Source organism: Bifidobacterium choladohabitans, from assembly GCF_016102005.1.
Taxonomy (GTDB): Bacteria; Actinomycetota; Actinomycetes; order Actinomycetales; family Bifidobacteriaceae; genus Bombiscardovia; species Bombiscardovia choladohabitans.
Genome location: NZ_JACFPL010000003.1, coordinates 140,296 through 161,556 on the forward strand (window position 1 = coordinate 140,296; position 21,261 = coordinate 161,556).

A 21,261-nucleotide genomic window follows, 5' to 3' on the forward strand; every position below is an offset into this window, starting at 1 on the left:
TTGCCGTACACGTCAGTGAATTGTGTGGCCACAGTAGTCAGCCGACAGCGGTCCTGAGTATCGCCTTAGGTCAGATGGATGCCTTTCCCTGCCAGGTTCTCCAAGCACTCCTGCAGATAGGCGGCATCGTGCTCGGGATAGATGGGGTTCGTCAACGGCACGGCAGTCAAATCCTTGTATGGCGGGCAGTGCCTGCCGCGGTAAAGCGGATCATACCAGGCAGGATCAGGATGGTAGCCGCGCTCGCGCATCGTTGCCATGACCAGCAGATGAAATTGAAAGAGCTTGTATGGGCAGTGGCGGAAGACATAGTCAACGGTGGCATGCCGCCGACCCCAGCCCAGGCCCCGCAGTGCGGTGATCTCCCGATGCTGGCCCAGCAGCTGCTGTCTGGGAAGCAGCCGGATCAGATCCTGATGCCACAGTCGCATGATGCCCCCTCGTTGTGGCCATAAGTGAACCCCTCCTTCAGACTAGCTGCTTGCACCACTGTGAAGCGGACTGGCGGAAGAAGGGGTTGGGGCAGTTCCCTACTGCAATTACTTACTGGGCGATGAATCCACCGTCCACAACGAATTCGGCACCCAGCGCGAACTTGGATTCGTCGCTGGCCAGATAGATGCAGATCTCGCCGATGTCCCGGGGCTCGCCGATATGGCCCAGGGGCGTCAGCTTGCTCATCCTGTCTTCAAGGCTCTGGCTGATCAGAGGGGTCTTGATGAATCCAGGATGGACCGAGTTGACGCGAACGCCGTAACCGTTGTTGGCGGAATCCAGGGCGGCGGACTTGGTCAGCAGCCTGGTGCCGCCCTTGCTGGCGTTGTAGGCTCCGGCCCGGCTCAGGCCCACGAAGCCCTCGATGGAGGAGATGTTGATGATTGATCCGCCACGGCCCTTCATGACCCGCATGCCATGCTTGGTGCCCAGGAAGGTCCCGTTCAGGTTGATGGCGATGATCTTCTTCCAGTCATCGTAGCTTTCCTCGTCCATGGTGACGCCTTTGTCGCCGACACCGGCATTGTTGACCACGGTGGTCAGCTGGCCCAGCTCCTTCTCAACGGTGTCGATGGTGGAGACCCACTGGTCCTCATCGGTCACGTCCAGGGTGTGGAAGACGACCTGCCCGGGGTGCTCCTGCATAAAGCTGCGGGAGGCATCGCTCTCCTTGATGTCGGTAAGGGCCACCTTGGCTCCCTCACGGACGAAGCATTCGGCTATGCCCACGCCCATACCGCCGGTTCCTCCGGTGATGATGGCTACCTTGCCTTGTAGACGATCAGTCATATCCACTCCTTTATAGAGATGTGCTGCCGTATTCCATCCTATGGGATGGCATGCCCACGCTATCGATCGATGAATCCCAGTCCGAGCAGGAAGGCCCTGGTCTGCATGGGATCCTTGAATACTGCGGTGTTGCCTAGGATCCGTTTGCAGACATCGCCCAATTCCCGGCGTATGGCCGAACGAATCTGTTGAGGATCGCGTGATCCCCCCAGCATGGCCGTCAGCTCATCCCACTGATTGCGGAATTCTTTCAAGGACCCTGGAAGATCCTCGCCATCTTCCAGGGCCCGGGCAAGTCTCGTCAGCTGCGGCACCAAGCGACCTGGCAGAACGAAGAGACCCTGGGCTTCGATTAATCCGATGGGCTCCTGCTTGATGGCGTAGAACTCAGGATGAACGTGGAAGATGCCGTCCGGATACTGCTCGCTGACCCCGTTATTGCGCAGAATCAGGTTCATCTCGTATCCCCGCTCAGTGATGAGCGCACTGGGTGAGAGCGCTGATTGACGGCCCCGGGGACCCTGTGGGCGGATGTTGAGAGCTTCGTCTGAGTAATCGATCCAGCCACGCCGGATCAGGTCGCTTACCTCGATGATGGCTTCCCGATCATGATCTATCAGGCGGATGGCTGTGCCTGGCCAGTCCGGAATCTCGATCAGCATGCCAGACGTGCCCGGCAGGGACATGGCCATTCTGGCTGGCGCCTTATGCAGGGGCAGGATTTCCCCTCCGCCCTGGTAGTGGTCGTGGGCCAGCACCGACCCGCCGATTCCCGGCAGGGCGGCATTGCATCCCAGGAAGTAGCCTGGGAAACGATCCACGAAGTCCAGAAGATTGCCAAAAGTCTCCCGGTCCACACGCATGGGTCTGTGTTCGGCGTTGACGCAGATGCCGTGCTGGTCGAAGTAGCCGTAGGGGGAGAACTGCCAGAACCAGGGATGACCGCCAAGGGTCATGCCCAGAGTGCGCAGGGTGCTTCTGCCTCGTCCGGCGAAGCCTTCGTTGGTTCTGCATATGGTGCATGCCGGGTAACCGCTGCCGACCCGATTGCCGGCTGCGGCCTTGGCCATGGTGCGGAACTCGGGTTTGGCCTGGTTGATGGTGATGATCAGGCCCTGGGATTCGAACCTGGGGTTGCGATCCAGGTCGGTTTTTTTGATGTAGGTCGATGCGATCCCGTAGTCATAAAGCCAGCGCATGGCGGCCATGGATCCCTTTTCTGCCTCGACGGCGGCGAACCTGTCGGCCACCTGGGATGGGGAACGTGTGATCTGGCCCATGAGGCGATCAGTGACTGCCGCGTCCTGATCAGCGGTGAACACACCTGCGGCGTGGGCATCCCGGCAAAAAGCCGCCAGCAAGTCGGTGATCTCTTCGGCTGTGGAGCCTTGGCCTGTCGATTGACGGGCGGAAGCCCGGTCGCTGGGAACGTAGGAGTCCAAATCCAGCAGTGCCAGCAGGCGATTGCGCGTCCAGTCCGTGTCGCGTTCGTCCAATTCCAGATGTCGGCGGGCAAAGTCCAGAAGGGCATCCAGGTCTGCATCCAGGGTAGGTTGTTTTTCGGATTCCTGTGGATCGGTCCGTGGGATCATCTGGTGTCCTCCATGATTTGCCTGACCATGCTGGAAGTCTGATCTGTGGATTTTTCCATCTGACGGGCCAGGGTCACCTGCGTACGACAACGCACCAGATTGTGCTCAGGATAGGCGACGGCGAAGTAGGTGTCCCCTTGCAGGTAGTCGGTCAGGAATCGCATGCCGCATTCCTCGGTCATCAGCAGGGCGCTCAGGGGAAGCAGCCGGGCCTCCCGATCGGTGATGCTTGAGCGGACTGCTCCGATGAACCCTTGGGCGTAGGCCTGGAAGAGATTGGTGTCAAAGTGCACCTTTGCCAAGTCCTGTTCGTCCTCCAGCGCAGTGGAGGCCCCGAAGCGGATGGAATCCCCGAAGTCGAAGAGCATGGAGCCGGGCATGATCGTGTCCAGATCGATGATTGCCCTGGCTTGGCCGGTGGTCTCGTCCATGAGAATGTTGTTGAGCTTGGTATCGTTGTGGGTCACTCTCAGGGGGATGGTTCCATCTGCCAGGCCCCCCATCACGGTGCCGTAACGATCCGCGCGTTGTCGGAAGAAATCAATCTCCTCCAGGCATTCCCTGACCCGGCCTAGACGGTCGGCCTCGACAGCGGTCATCAGATCACGAAAGCGTTTGGGTGTGTCATGAAAATGGGGGATGGTCACGTTCAGTTGGGAGGCATCGAAGCCGGCAAGATAATTCTGGAAACGTCCGAAAGCGTCTCCGGCATTGCGAAAGACCTGGGGGTTGGGCACCATCTCATAGGATCGCGTGTGCTCGATGAATTTGTAGACCCGCCAGGCTCCTTGGTCGCTTTGGTACCAGGAGGCGCCCTGATCGGTGGGCACGATGTCCAGGGTCTCCTGCCCCTGCGAGCGCAGGAAGTCGGTGACCAGCTCGATGTTGTGCATCAGGGCCGCAGTGTCGGGGAAAACCGTCGTGTTCATCTGCTGCAGAATGTACCGATGTCGGTCGGTCCTGGCCAGGTAGGTGACATTGATATGCCCGTTGCCGTAGGGGGTGACGTCCTCCAGGTTGCCCTCCACGGCGAAGTGTTCCGCCACCTGACGCGGTGTGCTCTCATCGATCCTCATGATCCCTCTTTTCCGAAGGCAGCGGCTGCCAGACTATGGCGGAGGGTTCCAGGTCAAGAACTCGGCTTGTTCCATCAGGAAGACGGATTTCGGTCCTCTGCTCCATTTCGCTGTTGTTGATTACGCAGAAGGTTCCGGCCTGCGGAAAGACGGCCACCTCGCATTCGGGATTGTCGCTGCTCCACTTCCGGTATTGCTCCTCCTTGCGGGCCGCCCAGAACAGGGCTCGCTCCAGCAGGCGGGCGTTGACTGCCGAATAGGGCAGGCCGGACAGGTATACTCCGCGTCCGCTGCCATAGTCTCGCACGGCCAGCTGGACCTGGCCGCCCTCGGCTTTGAGCAGGTCCGTACGTCCATCGATGGGGTAGGTGTCGAGAATCGGATGGCCGAAGTCAGCACGGGCATCCCTCGGCAGGTCATGCGTGATGAAGTGGTCTTGGACAGGTGGGGAGAAGTGCTTGTCCACGGAAAGCGTCCGGTAACGCTCCTGATCCACGCCGAAGATGTCAGCCAGCTGGAAGAAGCGTCCCTGCCAGTCCAGAGCCGTAGGCTGGCCGACTCCGATCAGGCCGCCGCCGTTGTCCGTCCAAGTGCGCAGGATCCTGATCAGTTCGGGGTTCTTCCAAACCGCTCCGCCGCTGAAAGCGGTGCCTTCCGGCCCGCCGCAGATGATGACGTCGATGTCCGGGTCCACGCCCTGATTCAGCAGGTCGTCAAAGCTGATGAAACGGACGGAGACTCGCATGCCCGAGAGGGCCTCCAGGATGCCGTAGTAGGAGGCGGTCTGCTGGTTGGGCAGGGCGTGGGCCACGGTATAGGCCATCCACGAGCGCATGGCCCCCCAGGAGTTGAGCACCGCCACGGTCAGCTGTGTGGCGGCTGGACGGCTTCCAGTGTGCCGGTGCAGGTCGCGGAACTCCTCGGCGATGGCCGCCACGGTGTCCACGAACTTGGGGAATTTTATCGCCAGTGAGGGGTAGCCGCCGTAGCCCATACGCGATATGGGGCTGCGCAGGATGGCCCGTCGGGCCTTCCTCCAGTTGTCCAAGCCTTCGATGCTGGGGTCGTTGCCTTCGTGGAAGGTATCGGGGAAGAAATATGGCAGGAATCGTCCCTCGGTGTATCGGACACCGGGAATGTCGGCGATCATGCGCAGGGTGGTTCCGTCGCCGACGGATCCGACCACGGCATCCAGTTTGAGATCGGAGAACCCGGGCCGATAAGGTTCGGTGCCGATCCACTGGTCGCCTAGGAACATCATGGCTTCCTTGCCGGCTGCGTGGGTCATGTCGACCATGGTGGCCACATTGGCCCTTACGAAATGACTGATGAAGTCCATCCAGTCGCGCTGTGTTCGGGTGGGGACCAGGAAGGAGGAATTGTAGGAGCCGTCCCGAACGAAGTCCTCGGCCCGTGGGCGGTATCCGTATTCCTTTGAAAAATCCTCGATGGCCCTAGGGCTGACCGTACAGGCGTAGCCCAGCCAGTCGACGATCTTTTCCTGCTGATGCTGGTCGTAGAGCAGCGTGAACTGGTAGAAGAAGGTAGTAAAGCGGACCACGTCGGTGGAGGGGTTGTCCTTCAGCCATCGGGCGAAGGCCTTCATGGCGAAGTCGCGGGTGGCGGGGTGGTAGATATCCAGGGGAATCTGGTGCTCCCGGTCGCCCCAGTCGTTGGTCAGGTGGTTGTACATCTCCACCGGATCCCAGATGATGCGGGCCAGGAAGGTGACCGTATATTCATGCATCGGCATGGCCCCCTCGATGTGGACACGGTCCAGGTCAGGATCCAGATTCCAGGATTCGTCGGGCAGCACCGCGCCGGTGGTCCGGTCTATCACCTCCCAGTATCGGTGGGGGTCGTCATCGCGGTTGGGGGTGAATTGCTGGTCGAAGAAGCCGGCCATCAAATCTATGTCGACCCGCCCGTTCTGGGCCAGGACCCGATCGGTCAGCAGGAAGACCTGTGGCGTCTCGTCCATATGCTCGCGGATCCACTCGTTGTAGCCTCTGGCTGGGAAATAGGCGCTATAGACTTTCTTCCCCAGTCCCAGCAGCTCCCTGTCCAGGCTGGTGCCGTCGGAGTTGCGGATGGCATCCGCCCCCCACCGTCGGCAAAGCTCCTCGGTTTGCTTGACGAAATGCTCCTCGCCAGGCAACGTGAATCGGCCTGTGGTGCTCATATGTCAGCATGCTCCTTCGCAGATGTATGGGTTGGTCGGTGGATGAGCTTCAGCCCTTGACGGCTCCGGCGGCGAGACCGGCCTGCCAGAACCGCTGCAGGCATAGGAAGAGGATGATGACCGGCAGCACGCCCAGCAGGGCCCCCATCATCAGGGCGCCTCTGTCGTTGAATGTGGGCAGGGAGACCATGCCATACAGACCCAGGGTCACCGGGTAGAGCCCTTCGCCGGAGAGCATCATCAGTGGCAGCAGGAAGTTGTTCCAGGTGGCCACGAACAGGAAGAGGAAAATGGTCACCATGGCCGGCGCCAGCAGCCTGAGGACAATGGTGAAGAAGATGCGCGCCTCGCCGGCTCCGTCGATTCTGGCTGCTTCCAGCAGTTCCGTGGGCACCGAACTCTGCGCATATACCCTTCCTAGGAAGAATCCGAAGGGCGAGACCGAGCAGGGAATGATGATGGACAGCATGGTGTTGTCCAAATGAAGGGCCTGGAAGATGGAGTACTGGGGAATGGTCATCAGCGCGGCAGGCATGAGCAGGGATGCCATGACGACGGCCATTGCTATGCCCTTCCCGCGGAAGTTGAATTTAGCTGTTCCATAGCCTGCCATGACCGAGACGATGGTTCCGATCACCGCGGATACGCCTGAGTAGATCAACGAATTGGCAACCCACTGCCAGAATCTGGCATGTGTCCAGCCCAGCAGCTTGCTGTAATTGGTGGCTATGGCGCCGGGCAGGTCTTTGAGGCTCGATGCGAACCAGATGCCATTGCTGCCGATCAGCTGGGAAGGCGACTTGGTAGAGGCGATGACAGCCCAGTAGATGGGGAAGAGGAAGTAGATCAAGGTGATGATCAGGACGGCCACGGTGATGATCTTGGCCAGGTGGGAGGGGCGCATGGAACGTGGCAGTTCCTGGGTGGACCCGCTTCTTGTGTGAAAGATGCGCATTATTCGTTCACCTTCCTTTCGATCCAGGCGTAGAGGAAGGCCAGCACGCCGGCAATCAGGGCCATGACGATGGCGATGGCCGATGCAGGACCATTGCCTTTGGGGGTCAAAGTCCCACGGGAGGTGTTCATGGCCATCATCATGGGCGTGAAGGAGTTGGAGATGCCTGGATCGGCTGTCTGCATGACCTGCGGCTCATTGAAGAGCTGAATGGTGCCGATGATGGAGAGCAGCATGGCCAGCAGGGCGGCGCCGCGCACGTTGGGCAGCTTGATGTGCAGGGCGATCTGCAGGCCTGTGGCCCCGTCGATGCGGGCCGCCTCGTACAAATCATGAGGGATGGCTTGCAGGGCCGCCAGGAAAATAAGCATATTGTATCCGGTGAAGGTCCAGGTGGTGATGTTGGCCATGGATGCCAACACGACCTTGCCGGCGAAGAAATCCACAGTGATGCCCAAGGAGGACAGGCCCTTGACGATGGGTGAGATCTGCGGGTTGTAAAGGAAGACCCAGATGATGGATGCGACCACCCCGGGGATGGCATAGGGCAGGAAGTATCCCAGCCGGAAGGGGGTCACGTGCTTGACCATGTAGGAATCCAGTACCATGGCCAGCGCCAGGGCGGCGATGATCATGATCGGCACCTGAATCAGGGTATAAATCAGCACTCGCCCGATTCCCGACCAGAAGGCGGCCGAGGTCACCACGTACTTGAAGTTGGTCAGACCTACGAATTTATTGACCATGGTTCCGCCCCCATAGGCGCCGCCGCCTGATGCGACATCCTGGAAGAAGCTGGAATAAATGGCATAGATGATGGGGATGATGAAGACCACGATGAACAGGATGCCGAAGGGGGCCATGAAAGCCCAACCCGTGCGTTCGGCCCGTTTCACCGCATCCGAGCGTCCCGTCCTGCCCGGTCGGGCAGCTGACGACCGCCGTGTAGCACTCATTCTGGGTACACCTGTCCTTGTCTTGAAGAGAAAATGGGATTATGGCCGAGCATGTTTGGGGCCCGAAACGCGTTCAACGTCTTCGGGCCCCAAATAGCAGGGATGGTCCCGCTCGGCCCTGATCGTGTCGATTACTTGGCGACGGCCAGGCCGTAGTCCTTGAGGGTGGCTACAGATGTGGTCTGAGCCTGCGAGAAGATGTCGGCAACCTTGGCCTGCCCGGTGGCAGCCTTGGCGGCGGTTTCGGTCATGGCCGCAGCTACTGAGGAGAAGCCCGGCATGTAGGTGAAATCGCCCATGTTCTTGTTGGCAGTGGCGAACTCCTTCATGAGGTCCTGATCGCCGAAGAAGGATGACCAGCTTTCGGGGGTCTTAGCGTCCTCGGTGGTGGCGGCCAGTACCAGGCCCTGGGAGGTCAGGTCCTTGACCTGGGTGTTGAACCAGTTGAGGAACTCCATGGCCTGTTCAGGATGCTTGCTGCCCTTGAGCACAGCGACACCGGATCCGCCGTCGGGGCTGGATTTGCCGGAGTTGCCGAACCAGTCGCCCAGCTGGGCTACGCGCCAATCACCCTTGCCGGTATCACCCATGGTGTCAACGATAAGAGGTGCTTCCCAGGCGGAGCCCACGGTGCCGATGAGCTGGCCGTTCTTGAGTGAAGCATCGAAAGAGGGGTCCCAGCGCGGATTGGTGGGGGCAGCTTTGGCATCCAGCAGCTGCTGGTAAACGTCGGCCACCTGCTTGGAGCCGTCGGTCTGGGTGTCCACCACCCAGGCATCGTTTTTCACGGTGTACCAGGGCTTGGTGGCGCCGGCCAGGCCTGGCATCATGTTGCCGGCCTCGTCGGGCTGGTAGGACATGATGTATTTGCCCTGTGCAGCCGCCTTCTTGGCGGTTTCGATCAGTTCGTCCTTGGAGGTGGGCACTGAAATGCCCAGCTTGTCGAATTCGGCCTTGTTGTAGAAGTAGACCAGCGGGCCGGTGTCCTGCGGCAGGCCGAACATCTTGCCGTCAATACCCATAAGCTTGTAGGCGCCGGGGGAGAAATTGTCCTTGTATTTGGAGGCCTGGGCACTGACGTCCTCCAGCATGCTCTTGGTGTAGACTTCCGGCAGCTCGGCATAGCCCACCTGGGCCAGATCCGGTGCGTTGCCAGCCTTGACATCGGTCTCCAGCTTCTTGATCATCTCGGCCGACTTGCCGTTGAACTTGGTTGCCTTGACCTGAATGTTGGGGTGGGACTTGTTCCACCGCGCGACGATATCATTGACGGGGGTCATGTTCGGCTTGTCCGGCAGCCGGTGCAGGTAGGTGATCTGCACCTTTTCGCCCGACTTGGAAGACGCGCTTTCAGACGAGGACTTAGACGTTCCCGATGAGCCGCAGCCCGACAGGGCTATGCTCAGGGCCGCCAGCGACGTCACCGCGGCAAGTAGTCGTTTTCCTTCGAATATCATTTCCCGCTCCTTTACGGTAAATGGCCGTCGTCGTCACCAGACGACCAGTTTCAGATTAACACATCAGACCTAATTGTCAACACTATTTACAATTCATAAGTCGGCCTTCCTGCCTTGACGGTGAAATCGATTTTCCGGGAATGCTCTTGGTTCTGCCGCCCCCATATCGGTCAAGCTTGACCGTGCCGACTTGTTGAGAAATTGGTATCAGCGGTAATTGCAGTCTAGAGATATTGAAAGGGGCGGCGGGGTACAAGACCTCGCCGCCCCTTTCAGTCAGGGCTATTTTTTATTAGTTAACTTCGTTTCCCCTGACTGCGCCTAGTCAGGAGGAGACCAGTCGTCAGTCCGAGCATGACTACGACCAGCAGGGAGGTCACCGCGACGCCTGTCGCCGATAGCCATCCGTCCTGCCCGTCAGCGTTGGGATGGGCCGGCTTCTGCTGTATATTCCCCTTGCCGCCATCGAGGCCAGAACCATTGCCTGTGCCGGTGATCGGATTCTTTCCGGTATCCGATCCAGTGCCGGTACCGCCTATGCCGGTTCCGGGTATTGCGGGCTGAAGCTTGCCGATGGCCGTCTGCAGATTGGCTGCAGCCAAGGCCACCTGATAGGCCGTGGCCTGCTCGTCGGCCAACACCTGCTTGGCTGTGGCTAGCTTATTCTGCAAGGTCTTCCAGCTGTCTGGAGTGTAATCGGCCTCCTTGAGTCCGGTAGCCTGATTCACCAGATCCTGCAGCTCGCCCTTGTCTACAGGTTCCGCCAAGGTCGGCAGGGTGCAATCCGTGGTCAGACGGAGCTCGGCTGCCGATACATAATGGTTGGTTTCCGAGCTGCTTTGGCCCGTGGTCTCGGTTGCGGTCAATCTGACTCTGATCACATCGGATACTGGAGTGAAGGAGATCTTCTGCCAGGTAGTCTGTGTGTCGAAGGTGCCGGTTATCTCTACCGGCTCCGACTGCCCGCTACGGGTCAGAGTGATCTTGTAACCTTTGATCTTGCCATTGACCGAATCGCCGCCCGGCCGGGGGAGGTAACGCAGTCCATTGACAGTGGTGGGCTCTTGCAGGTCGAATTGATACCAGGCTGAGCCGTCCTCAAGGGCGTTTGCACCCCACTTGGTGTGCCAGTAAGTTGAGGGCTTGCCATCCTGGGCGTACTCCTTGGGTCCCTCGACGCCGCCTGCATCGGGCTGTTCACTGCCTGCGCTGACTGCATACTTATCCTTGGCTATGTCGCAGCCATCGCTTGCTTGCGACCCAGGTGCCGTGGCCATGTAGTCCTCAAGGGCCGTCAGGATTCCGTAGGCATGTGACCAGTCCTGCGGTCCCGAGCCGTCCTTTTCGATCAGCAGACGGGCCTGATCCACCGTATGCAGGTAGGTCAGCCAAGCCTGGTCGCTGTACTTTGCGCGGCTGTCGTCGAAGCGATCACGCACCTGCTGGAGTTTGGCTCGGGCCTCTTCCTGGGTCTTGGACTTGTCTGGCAACCGCTCGATGCGCAGGTTGTCCAGGACGAAGTCCTGATACCCACCGAAGTTGGCCGCATCGCCGGATGTTCCCTGGCGGTCGGGTGCCTTGTCGGTCGAGTAGATGCCGAACCAGGAGGCGTCCCGAGGTCCGCCAGTCAGCTCGAATTGGTAGTGGGCCGTGGTGCCCAGGGCCTTCTCCAAGGGTTTCAGCTGGGTGCGGGCTGGGTCGAACTCGCCCTGTCCTATGGCCAGAGCGTAGGAGCCGGTGGAGCCGGCCTGGTAGTCGAAGGAGATTCGATAGGTGGCTCCGGTCAGGAACCGGGCATTCTGGGGAATGGTTTGGTAGACCAAGGTGTTGCGTTCGGTAAGCCCGTTGATCTTGATTGACCAATCTCCTTGCAGCACATCGTCCATCTTCTTGACGTCCCAGCCTGCCTGAGTGTAGGGGGCGTGGAGTTCGGAAAGATGGACGCGGTTGTCCTCCACGCCCTCTGCGCCCGAGACCACAAAGGGCCATATGCCTTGGGCGTTGTGCTCGAAGTCATTGGTCAAGGTCTTCACGCCGCCATCTGCGTCGGTTTCCAGACCCTTGTACCCGTTCTTCACCAGGCGCAAATTGTCGAAGTAGGCGGATCCATCACCTTGATGTGAAAGGGTCAGAATCGTCTTGCCCTGATCCGGCGCTGTGAAGAAGACGTACATGTTCTGGAAGAGGCTGCTGCCGTCTATCGTGGCGCAGTTGGTGTTGTGGGGATCGGCCTGTACGAAGTTCCTGGCTATGCTGCGTCCAGTGGAGTTGGTGGCCAGCACCTGGTCACCGTTGCGGACCTCCAGGCGCGCCTGGCCGTCGCTGCGGTTATCCACGCCCACATAGAGGGCATAACGTGCACCAGGCTCCAGATCCTTTATGGTCTGTGTTGATTCGACTCGGCCATCCAGCTTGAGCATAGGATTACTGGAAGCGCTTTTGACGATGGTGGCGCTCCCGGAACCCTTGGTCTGCCAGTTGTCCTCAAGGCTTTTCTTGCCGCCGTTGAAGCCTGTGTCGACCAAATGGGAACCTGTGCTCCAGGCGACGTCCGGATTGGCCGAGGCCCCGCGATGAACCACGTAGGGGGTCCCCGCTTTGGCGTTCAGAGTGATCTGTCCGTTGACTACGGGTATATCCAACGGGTCGGTCTTGCCCTGGTCGCTCAGTCGGTAAACCTTGACTGCGGACAGATCGTGCCAGGAGTCGGGCAGCGTCCAGGTGGTCATGCCGCCCCGGGTGTTCCAGTGATAGAGCTTCTGGTCACTCACTGATAGGGGCTTGCCTGTCTTGGCATCCCAGAGCCATGGCAGCAGGTAGGACTCAGTGCCCTGGCCACTGCCGTCTCCGGGCGAGACCGCTCCCTGCAGGATGGTTCGGCCGTCCAGGGTGATGGTACGCTCGCGGTAGGCGGACGATGACTGGTCGTTGGATCCACGGTCAATGATCACCTGGTGGCCCAGGTCGTCCTTCAGGATTATCCGCTCCTGGCCGTTGTTGGCCGAAGGATCCTTGGGGGACTGCTGGTCCAAGGGATTGTTGACCCAGCGAGTCACCTTGAAGTGCTGGATGAACTTGGTGGACAGATCGTGGGTGTAAAGGTTGGCTATGTAGGCATCGTAATCGTTGCGGCCCTGCCAGCCTTCGAAGTCCTTCATGCTGTAGCCGCCTAGAAGTGGGGCGTTGGCTGCGCCCCCGTAAGAGGGGTAGTCGCCATCCCAGCTGTCCTTCTGATGGTTGCGCAGGAAACGCATGACCTGGGAGTTCTGCCCCTTGCTGGTGTAGCCTCCGTAGGTCAGATCAGCCGCCCAGTGCTGGAAGGATGCGTCATATTCGTTGGCTGCGCCGAATTCGGTGGCTACTCGCCAGCCGTTGTCGGTAATCATCTTCGAGAGCTTGCGGGTTTCCCAGGAATCCTCGCTGCCGGAGGTCTGATTGCCCCAGACATCCACATAGACGAAGTCCAGATTGTCGCCGACCTTCTTCTTAAGCTCGCCGAACCTGCTTTGGCGGGAGCCTGATGCCAGGTCGTGGATGCCGTCGATGCCGACCGCCTGATCAAGCCAGTTCCAGCCGTATTGGAGGCTGCCGTCAGCCCGGCGGCGGACCAGATCCTCGTTGAAGGCCTTGGCCTCCGGGTACATCTCGTCGGCGTTGACATGTACGCCGAAGCGGGCGCCATGCTTGGCTCCCTCCTTCATCAGGGTGTTCATGTCCTTGGCGCCGCCCATCCGGGTGCCGATGTCCCCGTAGTCCGGGTGGCCGGAATCATGCCCCTCGTTGGCGTAGCCCTTGAGCAGGACGGACTGACCCAGCCCATCGGTGTTAAGGTCTACTTTCTTCACATTGTCCAAGGTGCTGAGGAAGGGATTCTGGGCCTGGCTTCCGAAGTTCATGGCAATACGCCAGGAAACCAGATCGGGCACCTCCTGGGCTCCGTAAGGATTGTTCATGATGTTTCGATAGGCGATGGCCCCGTCCTGCCAGTCGACCCTGCCGTCCTGATTCTCGTCGCCTGTGATGGCCACGGCCATCTTGGGCATTTCGGTCTGTTCGACTGTGAAAGAGCGGTTCTTGGAGTCCCGGACCTGGCGATGGTAGTACCAGGCAGGGCTGGACAGTCCGAGGGATGTTGATCCATGAACGCTGGTGGCATCCGTGAGCACACGGGTGTTTCGAGCGCCTCCGGACATTGAGCTGCCCGCCGTGGTGCCGTCATGTTCGCTGTTGCTCCATAGCCCGGCGCTCAGTGATCCTCCCGAGACGAATCCGTAGGTGTAATCGGCCTTGTTGGGATCGACTGCGGTGTCGTCAGTGATGGGGAAGGTGGTGTCGCCAGGTACCTGGGTATTCGAGGACATGCGTGCGCCTGTGAATTGAGCTCCGTCCTGATCGCTGCTGACGGATACCAGATCCTGCCCGGGCAGGGCTATGGTCTGGATGGGGTGGTCTTTTCCGGCAGCGTTTTCGATCTTGGTGATGTCCAGGTGCAGGGTGTTGGCCTTGAGCCAGAGGACCGCTGTCACTGTGGCATCGATATTCTGGTCGGGCTTTTGGGCGCGAAGCTGGTAGGTGGCCTTGTCTGTCCCTTGCTGGGTGAAAGTCACGTCCGAATCAGTCAGATCCATGTCTATGCCATTGATGTTCAGACGACGCAGATCCTGATGTCGACCGTACATGACCCTGTTGTCCAGCTTGGTCATGGTGTATTGAACCACTGAGGGGAAGTGCTTTCTGACCTGCACGCTCATCTCGGGGGTGCTCAGGGTGACCTTGGCCTCTGGGGTGGCTTTGTTCAGCTGCAAGGATCCCAGATTCAGGTCGGCACGGTCCACCTGTATGTCCTTAGTAACGTCCTCGTAGCCCTGTTTGCCGATCTGTAGGGTGTATCTGCCTGATTTGATCTGCTCCAGGGTGAAGGCGCCTTCGGTGTCTGTCAATGTCGAAGCTCCCGTCAGATGGACCTTGGCTCCGGCGATGGCTCCGCCGTCTGCATCAACGATTCGCCCGACGACCGAATGCAGATCAGCCGGGTCTTCCTTGAGCTTGAGCTTGACGTCAGTGATCTGGTTTTGGTAAACGCCAGCCTTCATGGCCAACCTTCCGGTTAGCGCGCCAGCCATTGGGCCGTAGTCGACATCATCGAAAGCAGCACGTCCGTCCACGGTGAGTCCTGCGCGCTGACCAGTCCAAGTGATTCTTATCGTGGTCGGGGTATTCTGTGCCGGTGCCGGAAGTCTGGTTCCCGTGTACCACTGGCCGTCCCCGCCGTAGCGCTGCCAGAACCAGCCGCCCGAGTCATAGCCGATGAAGAGACCGGAGTTGGGATTGGCATAACCGAGGTAGAACCCGAACCTGTTCTCAGTGCCAGGCTGGGGTGAGCTCATGGTCAAGGTCAGAGCTCCTGGGCTGGTGAAGTCGTAGGTGGTGGCGTCCAGGGCGATGGCCGGGTACTGCTCGCTGGCTGTCGTGGAATTGCCATTGGCGGCTGAGGCCTTGAAGTGCAGCCAGCCATTGGACTTTTCCAGCACCTCGCCGCCTTTGGTGGTGGAGGAGTCCAGAGTCCATTTGTGGTCTGCAGGATTGACGGGAGTGATCCGTGGATTGGTGCCAGCAGCTCTGGTTTTTGTCCCTGATCCTGTTGCCAGGGTTGACGGAGCATTGGCTTGGTAGGGCTGACTCCCCGTGGTTGCGAAGGCCGGATCCGCGGCCCCTGCGGTGGCCAAGGCGAATACTGTCGCCAGGGCCATGGATATGATGCGTTTCATATTCTAGACAAGCCTCCTTGCCGTCTATGTGATGATGGACGACTGAACCATGAACCGAGGAAGAGGCCGCCCGGAACCTACTACGTCGTTGTTTTGGTCAGAACGTCACGTCAATGTCAAATGTAAGTGTAGTAAAGATAATGTTATTGTACAAGTAGATACAGGTTACAAAATCAGGCTTGGTTATTTGTATATGTACTTGTCATATTGTGGCCGAAAGGTTCTTCGAAGCTGCATTTGCAGATGTTGCGGTCATCCATGCATGTGGCTGAAGGGCCGATGAATGAATAATTCTTCTCTCGTGGATTATTGCCGCGGCTGCACTCGGATTCTCAGTAGATGGCGGCAGAGTTCATGATTCACAGGTCTGTCAAGACCGAGGTTGGTGATAGTGACAGGCACTCGGCCCTTGCCATCCGGCCCCGGTTTCTCCTCGGCTCGCGATGGCCATACAGCTGTGACGGGGCCCAGATGGTAGTAGCGGCGGTCTTCCGCCTTCTTTTGATGCATGACGAAAGCGGAATGTTGCGGAGGCTGCCAGTTGCAGGACTCGGTCAGGCGGTTTGAGTGGCCGACTTTCGCGTACCTTTCAGGGGGATAATGCCCAGGAACAAGGCCGCAACCATAATCAGGATGCTCAGACCGAACATGATGATGTAGCCGTGGGGTTGGTCAGCGATGGCGCCCCAAAAGAGAGCGGCGAAGGCCGAGGCCAGGGACCCCACCATCTGGATCCGGGCATATATGTTGGTGTAGTCACGCGAGCCGAAGACCGCAGTGACCAGGATTGGCGTCTGCACTGTAGTGCAGGCGTAGACCAGGCCGAAGGCGAAGGCCCCCAGCAGGAGGAGTGCGGGCAATCCGGGGAAGGCGACCATGAGGCAGACGCCGAGGATGCCGCCGCCGATGCCGAGGCATAGCCCGCCCACGATGCTCCCGTCATTGACCATGCCCAGGATGACTTTGCCGATAGCCTGGCCGGCCATGCAGGAGGAGGCGATCAGGCCCGTGTAGGCCGCCATGGATGGCAGGGATGCCGCATAGGAGGGCAGGAATTGGTAGATGGTCTGATTCATGGTTATCAGGCCGCAGAAGAGCGCCAGCGCCCAGAAGGCAGGGGAGCGCAAGGCCTGGGAAGCGGTCATGCCCACAGTCGAAGCGGCAATCTTTGAGTCCTTTTTGTCTTTGCTTCCAGTGTCTGCGCTGTTGGAGGCAGCCTCAGCTGCAGCAGGCTCTTGCTCGGCGCCGTAGGGATGCAGGCCCATCTGTTCGGGCGTGCCGCGAATGACAAAGATGGTGAAGGGCAGGGTGACCACCAGAATCAGAATGGCAAAGACCAGGTATCCCCGCCGCCATCCATCAGGGGCGGACCTGATGATCATGGTGCCTATCTGGTTGAAGATCACCCCGCCTATGCCGGTGAAGGCCATGCACAGGCCGATGAAGAACCCGACCCGTTTGCGGAACCAGGCGTTGATGAGTGTGGGTACTGACAGATAGAGGATGGGCGGCATACCGATTCCCAGAACCACTCCGCATAGATAGAACTGCCACATGGCGGATGATCGGGACATGCCAAGGCAACCCAGTCCGGCCAGGATGGTGCTTGCCGTCAGAACGATGCGCAGATCGTAGCGGTGCATCAGCCATCCGGCTACGGGCAGGAAGATGACCATGGTGATGCTGAATATGCTGAAATATCCGGTGAATGCGGCCTTGGGAACATGGAAGTAGCTGCTGACAGGAGTGAAGAAGATGCCTGCACAACTGCAGACCAGCGATACCGGGATGGCCGTGAAGACGATGCCCGACAGCACAATCAGGTAGGGATAAACAGCCTGTTTTCGTGATGAGGGCTGTGTCGGTGTCGTCGACATGACTGGGGCCTTCCTCTCGCGGAATCGGGACTAGCCAATTAGTGCTTGGTTTGTATGCTCCCATTGATCTGAGGCTCGCCTGTTCTGAATGTCCACTATGGGAAATTTAAGAACTAATTGTAGTTCAATATTTGACCTTCACCTATCGTTACAATGCAGACTATGAGGTTTTTTGTCGTCGCTGTTGTTGTCTCCTACAACCGCTCCAAACTCCTTCAGGAGTGCCTGGATGGCATAAGTGGCCAGTCCCGCAAGCCTGATCGAGTCCTTGTCGTAGATAACGCAAGTGTGGACGGATCGGTGGATGTGGTCTTGTCGCACCCCTTGAAGCCTGACTTGATCCCTTTGCATCACAATATGGGCGGTGCAGGAGGATTCGTGGCTGGCATGGCAGCGGCCCTGGCGAAGATTCCTCCTCAGTCTGAAGCCTACCTGTGGCTGATGGATGACGATGTGGTGCCCCAGCCCAATGCCCTGTCCGGTTTGCTTGATGCTGCCTCCGAGGCTCGAGCCGATAACGGCTCCTGGCCGGCCGTTTTAGGTTCTGAGGCTGTGTGGGTTGACGGCAGGGTGCATGGGATGAACAAGCCCCGTCGGCGTCTGCCGATCAGAAGAGGCAGACCACAGTTGCAGGCCAGCGCCCATGCCTACCAGGTCCGTTCCTTGTCCTTTGTCTCCTGCCTGGTGAACGTCAAGGCCGTCCAAGCTGCAGGAACCCTGCCACGTGCCGCCTTTTTCCTTTGGAATGACGACTTCGAATACACTTCCAGACTGCTGAAAACAGGCATAGGCTATTACGTTCCTGCCAGTCGGGTATGGCATAAAACCAAGGTCTTCGGCTCCAGCGATGCCGACCCGGGTTCCCGCTTCTTTTACGAGGTGCGCAACAAGATATGGATGTTCCGATTCAGCAGGGGCAATTTCACAACGATTGAATTTCTGGCACTGCTCCTTGCTACTGGCAGACGGTGGCTTCTTACCCTTATCAGGGCGCATGATCGGCGACTGATCCTGCATTGCCTGTCTCGAGGATTGAAAGCCGGCATGTCTACACGCCCTGGCAGCAACCATGATCTGTTTGCCCAGGAATCTGAGGCTCAGGCACTGATAGACCGTGTCGATCAGGGACGGCAGGCGGTAATCCGGTAGAGCTTCGCCCGACCCTGGCTGTCGACCAGTTGTAGGGCTTGCGGAACGGGGTGGAGGCCATTGAAGATCTGATGCTGGGGGTCGTTGGCAACGTATGGTCCGCCCATGTCCGCATACCAGTCAATGTGATGATCGGTCAGGATCTTGCATACCTGTGGATCGGAACCTATGTGCTCAAAGTTTGTGGCCAGGTAGGCATGATCATGATCCCAGTTCATATTCAGATGAGCGTAGAAGGGTGTAGTGCCACCGACAGCCAGCATGTAGCCGCTGCCGTTCCATGGATCGGACAGGACTTGCTCGCTGGTCGAGACATGGCGGCCCATTCTCTTCATCAGCAGGAATTCGTCGGTTGACAGCATCGGGGCATCGGCGTCGTTGGCTGCGAAGGCATATGTTGAGCCCAAGGTCTTCTCCATGGAGTCCAACTGCGGATTCACGGCGCAGATCAGAACAGCTACCGTGGCTGCCAACATCATAATTGGCATTGATATCATTTTCTCAGCCTGAGGCGTATACCTTTTCAAGGCTCCTATGCCATGCTCCAAGGCCATGCCCATGATGGGTATGGCTACTACAGGCCAGGCAGAGAACAGTCGGCGTTGATCCTTGTACCACAGGGCTGTAAGGATCTTGGCCCAATCGGCGTGGGTGCCTGCACAGGCGACGAAGACCAGGCCCAGCAGCATGAAGGAGGACACTAGGAGCATGTCCTTTCGGCTGTGGTGCAGACAGAGGACAATCAGGGCCAGGATCAGGGCCAGGGCCAGGGGCCAGTAGACCGGCAGCCGACGGCTGCCTGAATCAATGGGCTGTCCCAGCAGAAAGCGCACTATGGCGGATGGCAGGTCTTCCGTGGGTTGTGCCGGGCCGCCGTTGAGATGATCCGATATTTTCCGGGCAGGACCACGCAGGTACAGGTTGTGAAAGATTTTGAGGCCTGTAGCCAGTAGGATCAGGAATCCGGCAGCCAACAGCCCGGCGACTAGACGGAAACGGTGCCTGTTGGTTTGGGCCAGTTGCCTTCCTGACCTGATCAGCCAGATGAGAATCACTGGCAGTACAAGAAGAGCGCCGGTCATCATGACCCTGAAATGGCAGAAGGAAACGGCAACGACACTGAGAAAAATCCAGGCAAGGCCGGCTAGGGATCGGCGGCCTTCCCGCCACCCGTCTGTACACCAAGCCCAGGTAAGCGCGACGAAAACAGGCAGTATGACCTGACCGGCGAACATGGAATACAAGGTGCCCCAATCCAGCAAGAGGAAGGGGAAACCCGCGCAGCATGAGGCGAGTACCGGTGTGAGCAGATCGCTCCAGGCATGTCTGCCCAGCAGGATTCTGATCAGGAAGAGCATGGAAATCGGCCATATCAGAGCAGCAAAGACCAGCCAAGTGCAGGTGACGGCGCTGACTGCGGTGGCAGGTCTGTAGGCCATCGCGCCCATGGCAGCGAACTGCTGAAATGCGATTGGGTATATTTCCCTGATGGGCGGAAGAGCATGCAGTGATGAAGCCTGGCCAGTGAGCACAGTTCGTGCCACTACGTTGTAGTGGAAGACCGAGTCGTAATTTTGCGTGACCTGATCAGGCGAAGGTGCGGCGTGCATCAGTCTGATGCCGATGTTGCAAGCAGCCAGTACTGTGCCGATGATTGCCGGAAGTGCCGGAAGGAAGTGCCTCAATCGAGGTTTGGTTTTTCCGACATTGGTAGTCGGTACCCAGGATTCTCGGCCGACTTCATCTGAATTACGAAAATGATTGAAAAGTTGGCGTGCCAGAAGAATGACGATAATGAGCATTACGGCCGAAAGTCCATAGGAGCGCCAGCTCCAGGATATGCCGAGCGGCTGGAAGAGCACGCCATCAATGCCGGCCAGTGCAATGGAGGCCACAGGGCCAAGCGCCGCCACGAAGATGGGTTTACGGTTGCCCAGCGCTGCCACCAGCAGGCAGCCGGGTAGATACAGGGCTGCGATGATGAACAGCAAGAGCGGCAAGGATTGTTGCCAGGTCATCAGGGTTGATTGCATGATTCACCTCTTTCGGCTGTCATTCACCGACTTCCCATGGAGCCGGTTGAGCAGGGTGGTCATGATGGCATACAGACAGCTGCGTACTTGGTCGGGCAACAGACGGTAGCAGGCGCGGATGAGGATGTTTCTGACATATTGTATAGGGCTGATGAAGCCATCATGCAGAAAATCGGCTTGCAGGCGCAGCTCGTCCCGAAACATGCGCATGCCGCCCCTGCGGTGATACATAGCCGTATCGGATCGGTATAGGACAAGAGGTTCCTTGATGTTGCCGATATGTTCGCCGCTGACCAGCATGGTTTCCCAAAGACGGTAATCTTCAAAGCGCCCGGTATTCTCCGGATAACCGCCCACCTTGCACACGCTGGTTTTGCGAAATGCCACGCTGGGGTGGTGCAAAGGGGAATGCAGGGTGGCATATGTCCGAAGTCCGGATCCTCCTCCTGGCAGATAGCGAATCCGACCGGGAGTGTGCTCGTCGTTTGCAAACTCCTGGATGGCGCTGCCCAGGGCATCTAAACCCGATGAGGCCAACAGGGGGATGAGAATGCTGAATCTCGATGGGAGGGAGATATCGTCGCTGTCCGCCCGGGCCACCAGTTCGTACTTGCAGGACTTCAACCCGAGATTCAGTGCGTGGGCGAGTCCTCTGTTGGTCGGCAGACGCACGATTGTAAACTCGGGCATTTCCTCGGCCCTGTCGGCCTGAAGCAAGTGTCTCTTCAGCTCAGTCGGGTACTGATCAACCAGTTGGCCCAGTTCTTTGCCCAATGGACCATCGCGCACAATGACGACCTGATTGGGCATGAGGGTTTGTTCAATGGTGTCGGATTTCAATGCACGGGCAACGAAGGAGGGTGTGTCCCCGGCATAGACCGCCATCAGGAGGGAAAAAGGAGTGCGACTCTGGTTCCTTGCGCTCATGGCAG

At 58.7% G+C, this 21,261-nt stretch carries 13 protein-coding genes; 1 reads left to right on the plus strand and 12 read right to left on the minus strand.

Annotated elements, in window-relative coordinates; all coding sequences use genetic code 11:
• Window positions 1-65: 65 nt before the first annotated feature.
• The 10 genes from H3S97_RS06640 to H3S97_RS06685 form a co-directional block, all read right to left on the minus strand.
• Window positions 66-431, minus strand: coding sequence for a TIGR02328 family protein (locus H3S97_RS06640; protein WP_198176910.1), 366 nt, complete (start codon window positions 429-431; stop codon window positions 66-68).
• A gap of 112 nt (window positions 432-543) precedes the next feature.
• Window positions 544-1,284, minus strand: a complete 741-nt coding sequence (locus H3S97_RS06645; protein WP_198176909.1) for an SDR family oxidoreductase — start codon at window positions 1,282-1,284, stop codon at window positions 544-546.
• A 59-nt stretch (window positions 1,285-1,343) separates the two neighbouring features.
• Window positions 1,344-2,876 (minus strand): galactose-1-phosphate uridylyltransferase, encoded by a 1,533-nt coding sequence (locus tag H3S97_RS06650; RefSeq protein WP_198176908.1) that lies wholly within the window; start codon window positions 2,874-2,876, stop codon window positions 1,344-1,346.
• Complete coding sequence (locus tag H3S97_RS06655; RefSeq protein WP_198176907.1) at window positions 2,873-3,952, minus strand: phosphotransferase enzyme family protein; 1,080 nt, start codon at window positions 3,950-3,952, stop codon at window positions 2,873-2,875. Before H3S97_RS06655 ends, H3S97_RS06650 begins: the two co-directional genes overlap by 4 nt.
• Window positions 3,939-6,134: a 1,3-beta-galactosyl-N-acetylhexosamine phosphorylase gene (gene gnpA, locus H3S97_RS06660; protein ID WP_198176906.1), complete on the minus strand. Its 2,196-nt coding sequence runs from the start codon at window positions 6,132-6,134 to the stop codon at window positions 3,939-3,941. The genes H3S97_RS06655 and gnpA overlap by 14 nt, the downstream gene beginning before the upstream one ends.
• A 49-nt stretch (window positions 6,135-6,183) precedes the next feature.
• Entirely contained in the window at window positions 6,184-7,089 is a 906-nt protein-coding gene (locus tag H3S97_RS06665) for a carbohydrate ABC transporter permease (protein ID WP_198176905.1), read from the minus strand.
• Complete coding sequence (locus H3S97_RS06670) at window positions 7,089-8,045, minus strand: carbohydrate ABC transporter permease (protein WP_198176904.1); 957 nt, start codon at window positions 8,043-8,045, stop codon at window positions 7,089-7,091. Before H3S97_RS06670 ends, H3S97_RS06665 begins: the two co-directional genes overlap by 1 nt.
• Before the next feature lie 131 nt (window positions 8,046-8,176).
• The gene (locus tag H3S97_RS06675; protein WP_198176903.1) at window positions 8,177-9,502 is read right to left on the minus strand and encodes an ABC transporter substrate-binding protein; all 1,326 of its coding nucleotides are present in this window, start codon (window positions 9,500-9,502) and stop codon (window positions 8,177-8,179) included.
• Window positions 9,503-9,798: 296 nt separating this feature from the next.
• Entirely contained in the window at window positions 9,799-15,270 is a 5,472-nt protein-coding gene (locus H3S97_RS06680) for an endo-alpha-N-acetylgalactosaminidase family protein (RefSeq protein WP_232356348.1), read from the minus strand.
• Between the two features lie 554 nt (window positions 15,271-15,824).
• Window positions 15,825-17,147, minus strand: a complete 1,323-nt coding sequence (locus tag H3S97_RS06685; RefSeq protein ID WP_198220069.1) for an MFS transporter — start codon at window positions 17,145-17,147, stop codon at window positions 15,825-15,827.
• Window positions 17,148-17,300: 153 nt separating this feature from the next.
• Between H3S97_RS06685 and H3S97_RS06690 the strand changes: the two genes are divergently transcribed.
• The gene (locus H3S97_RS06690; RefSeq protein ID WP_198220070.1) at window positions 17,301-18,296 is read left to right on the plus strand and encodes a glycosyltransferase; all 996 of its coding nucleotides are present in this window, start codon (window positions 17,301-17,303) and stop codon (window positions 18,294-18,296) included.
• Here H3S97_RS06690 and H3S97_RS06695 read toward each other — a convergent pair.
• Together H3S97_RS06695 and H3S97_RS06700 are read right to left on the minus strand one after the other, a co-directional pair.
• Window positions 18,269-20,314: a DUF6541 family protein gene (locus tag H3S97_RS06695; RefSeq protein WP_198220071.1), complete on the minus strand. Its 2,046-nt coding sequence runs from the start codon at window positions 20,312-20,314 to the stop codon at window positions 18,269-18,271. The two genes, H3S97_RS06690 and H3S97_RS06695, sit on opposite strands and share 28 nt — an antisense overlap.
• 18 nt (window positions 20,315-20,332) lie before the next feature.
• Window positions 20,333-21,256 carry a glycosyltransferase gene (locus H3S97_RS06700; RefSeq protein WP_198183607.1) on the minus strand — a complete coding sequence of 308 codons (924 nt, stop codon included), beginning with the start codon at window positions 21,254-21,256 and terminating at the stop codon, window positions 20,333-20,335.
• Window positions 21,257-21,261: the final 5 nt, after the last annotated feature.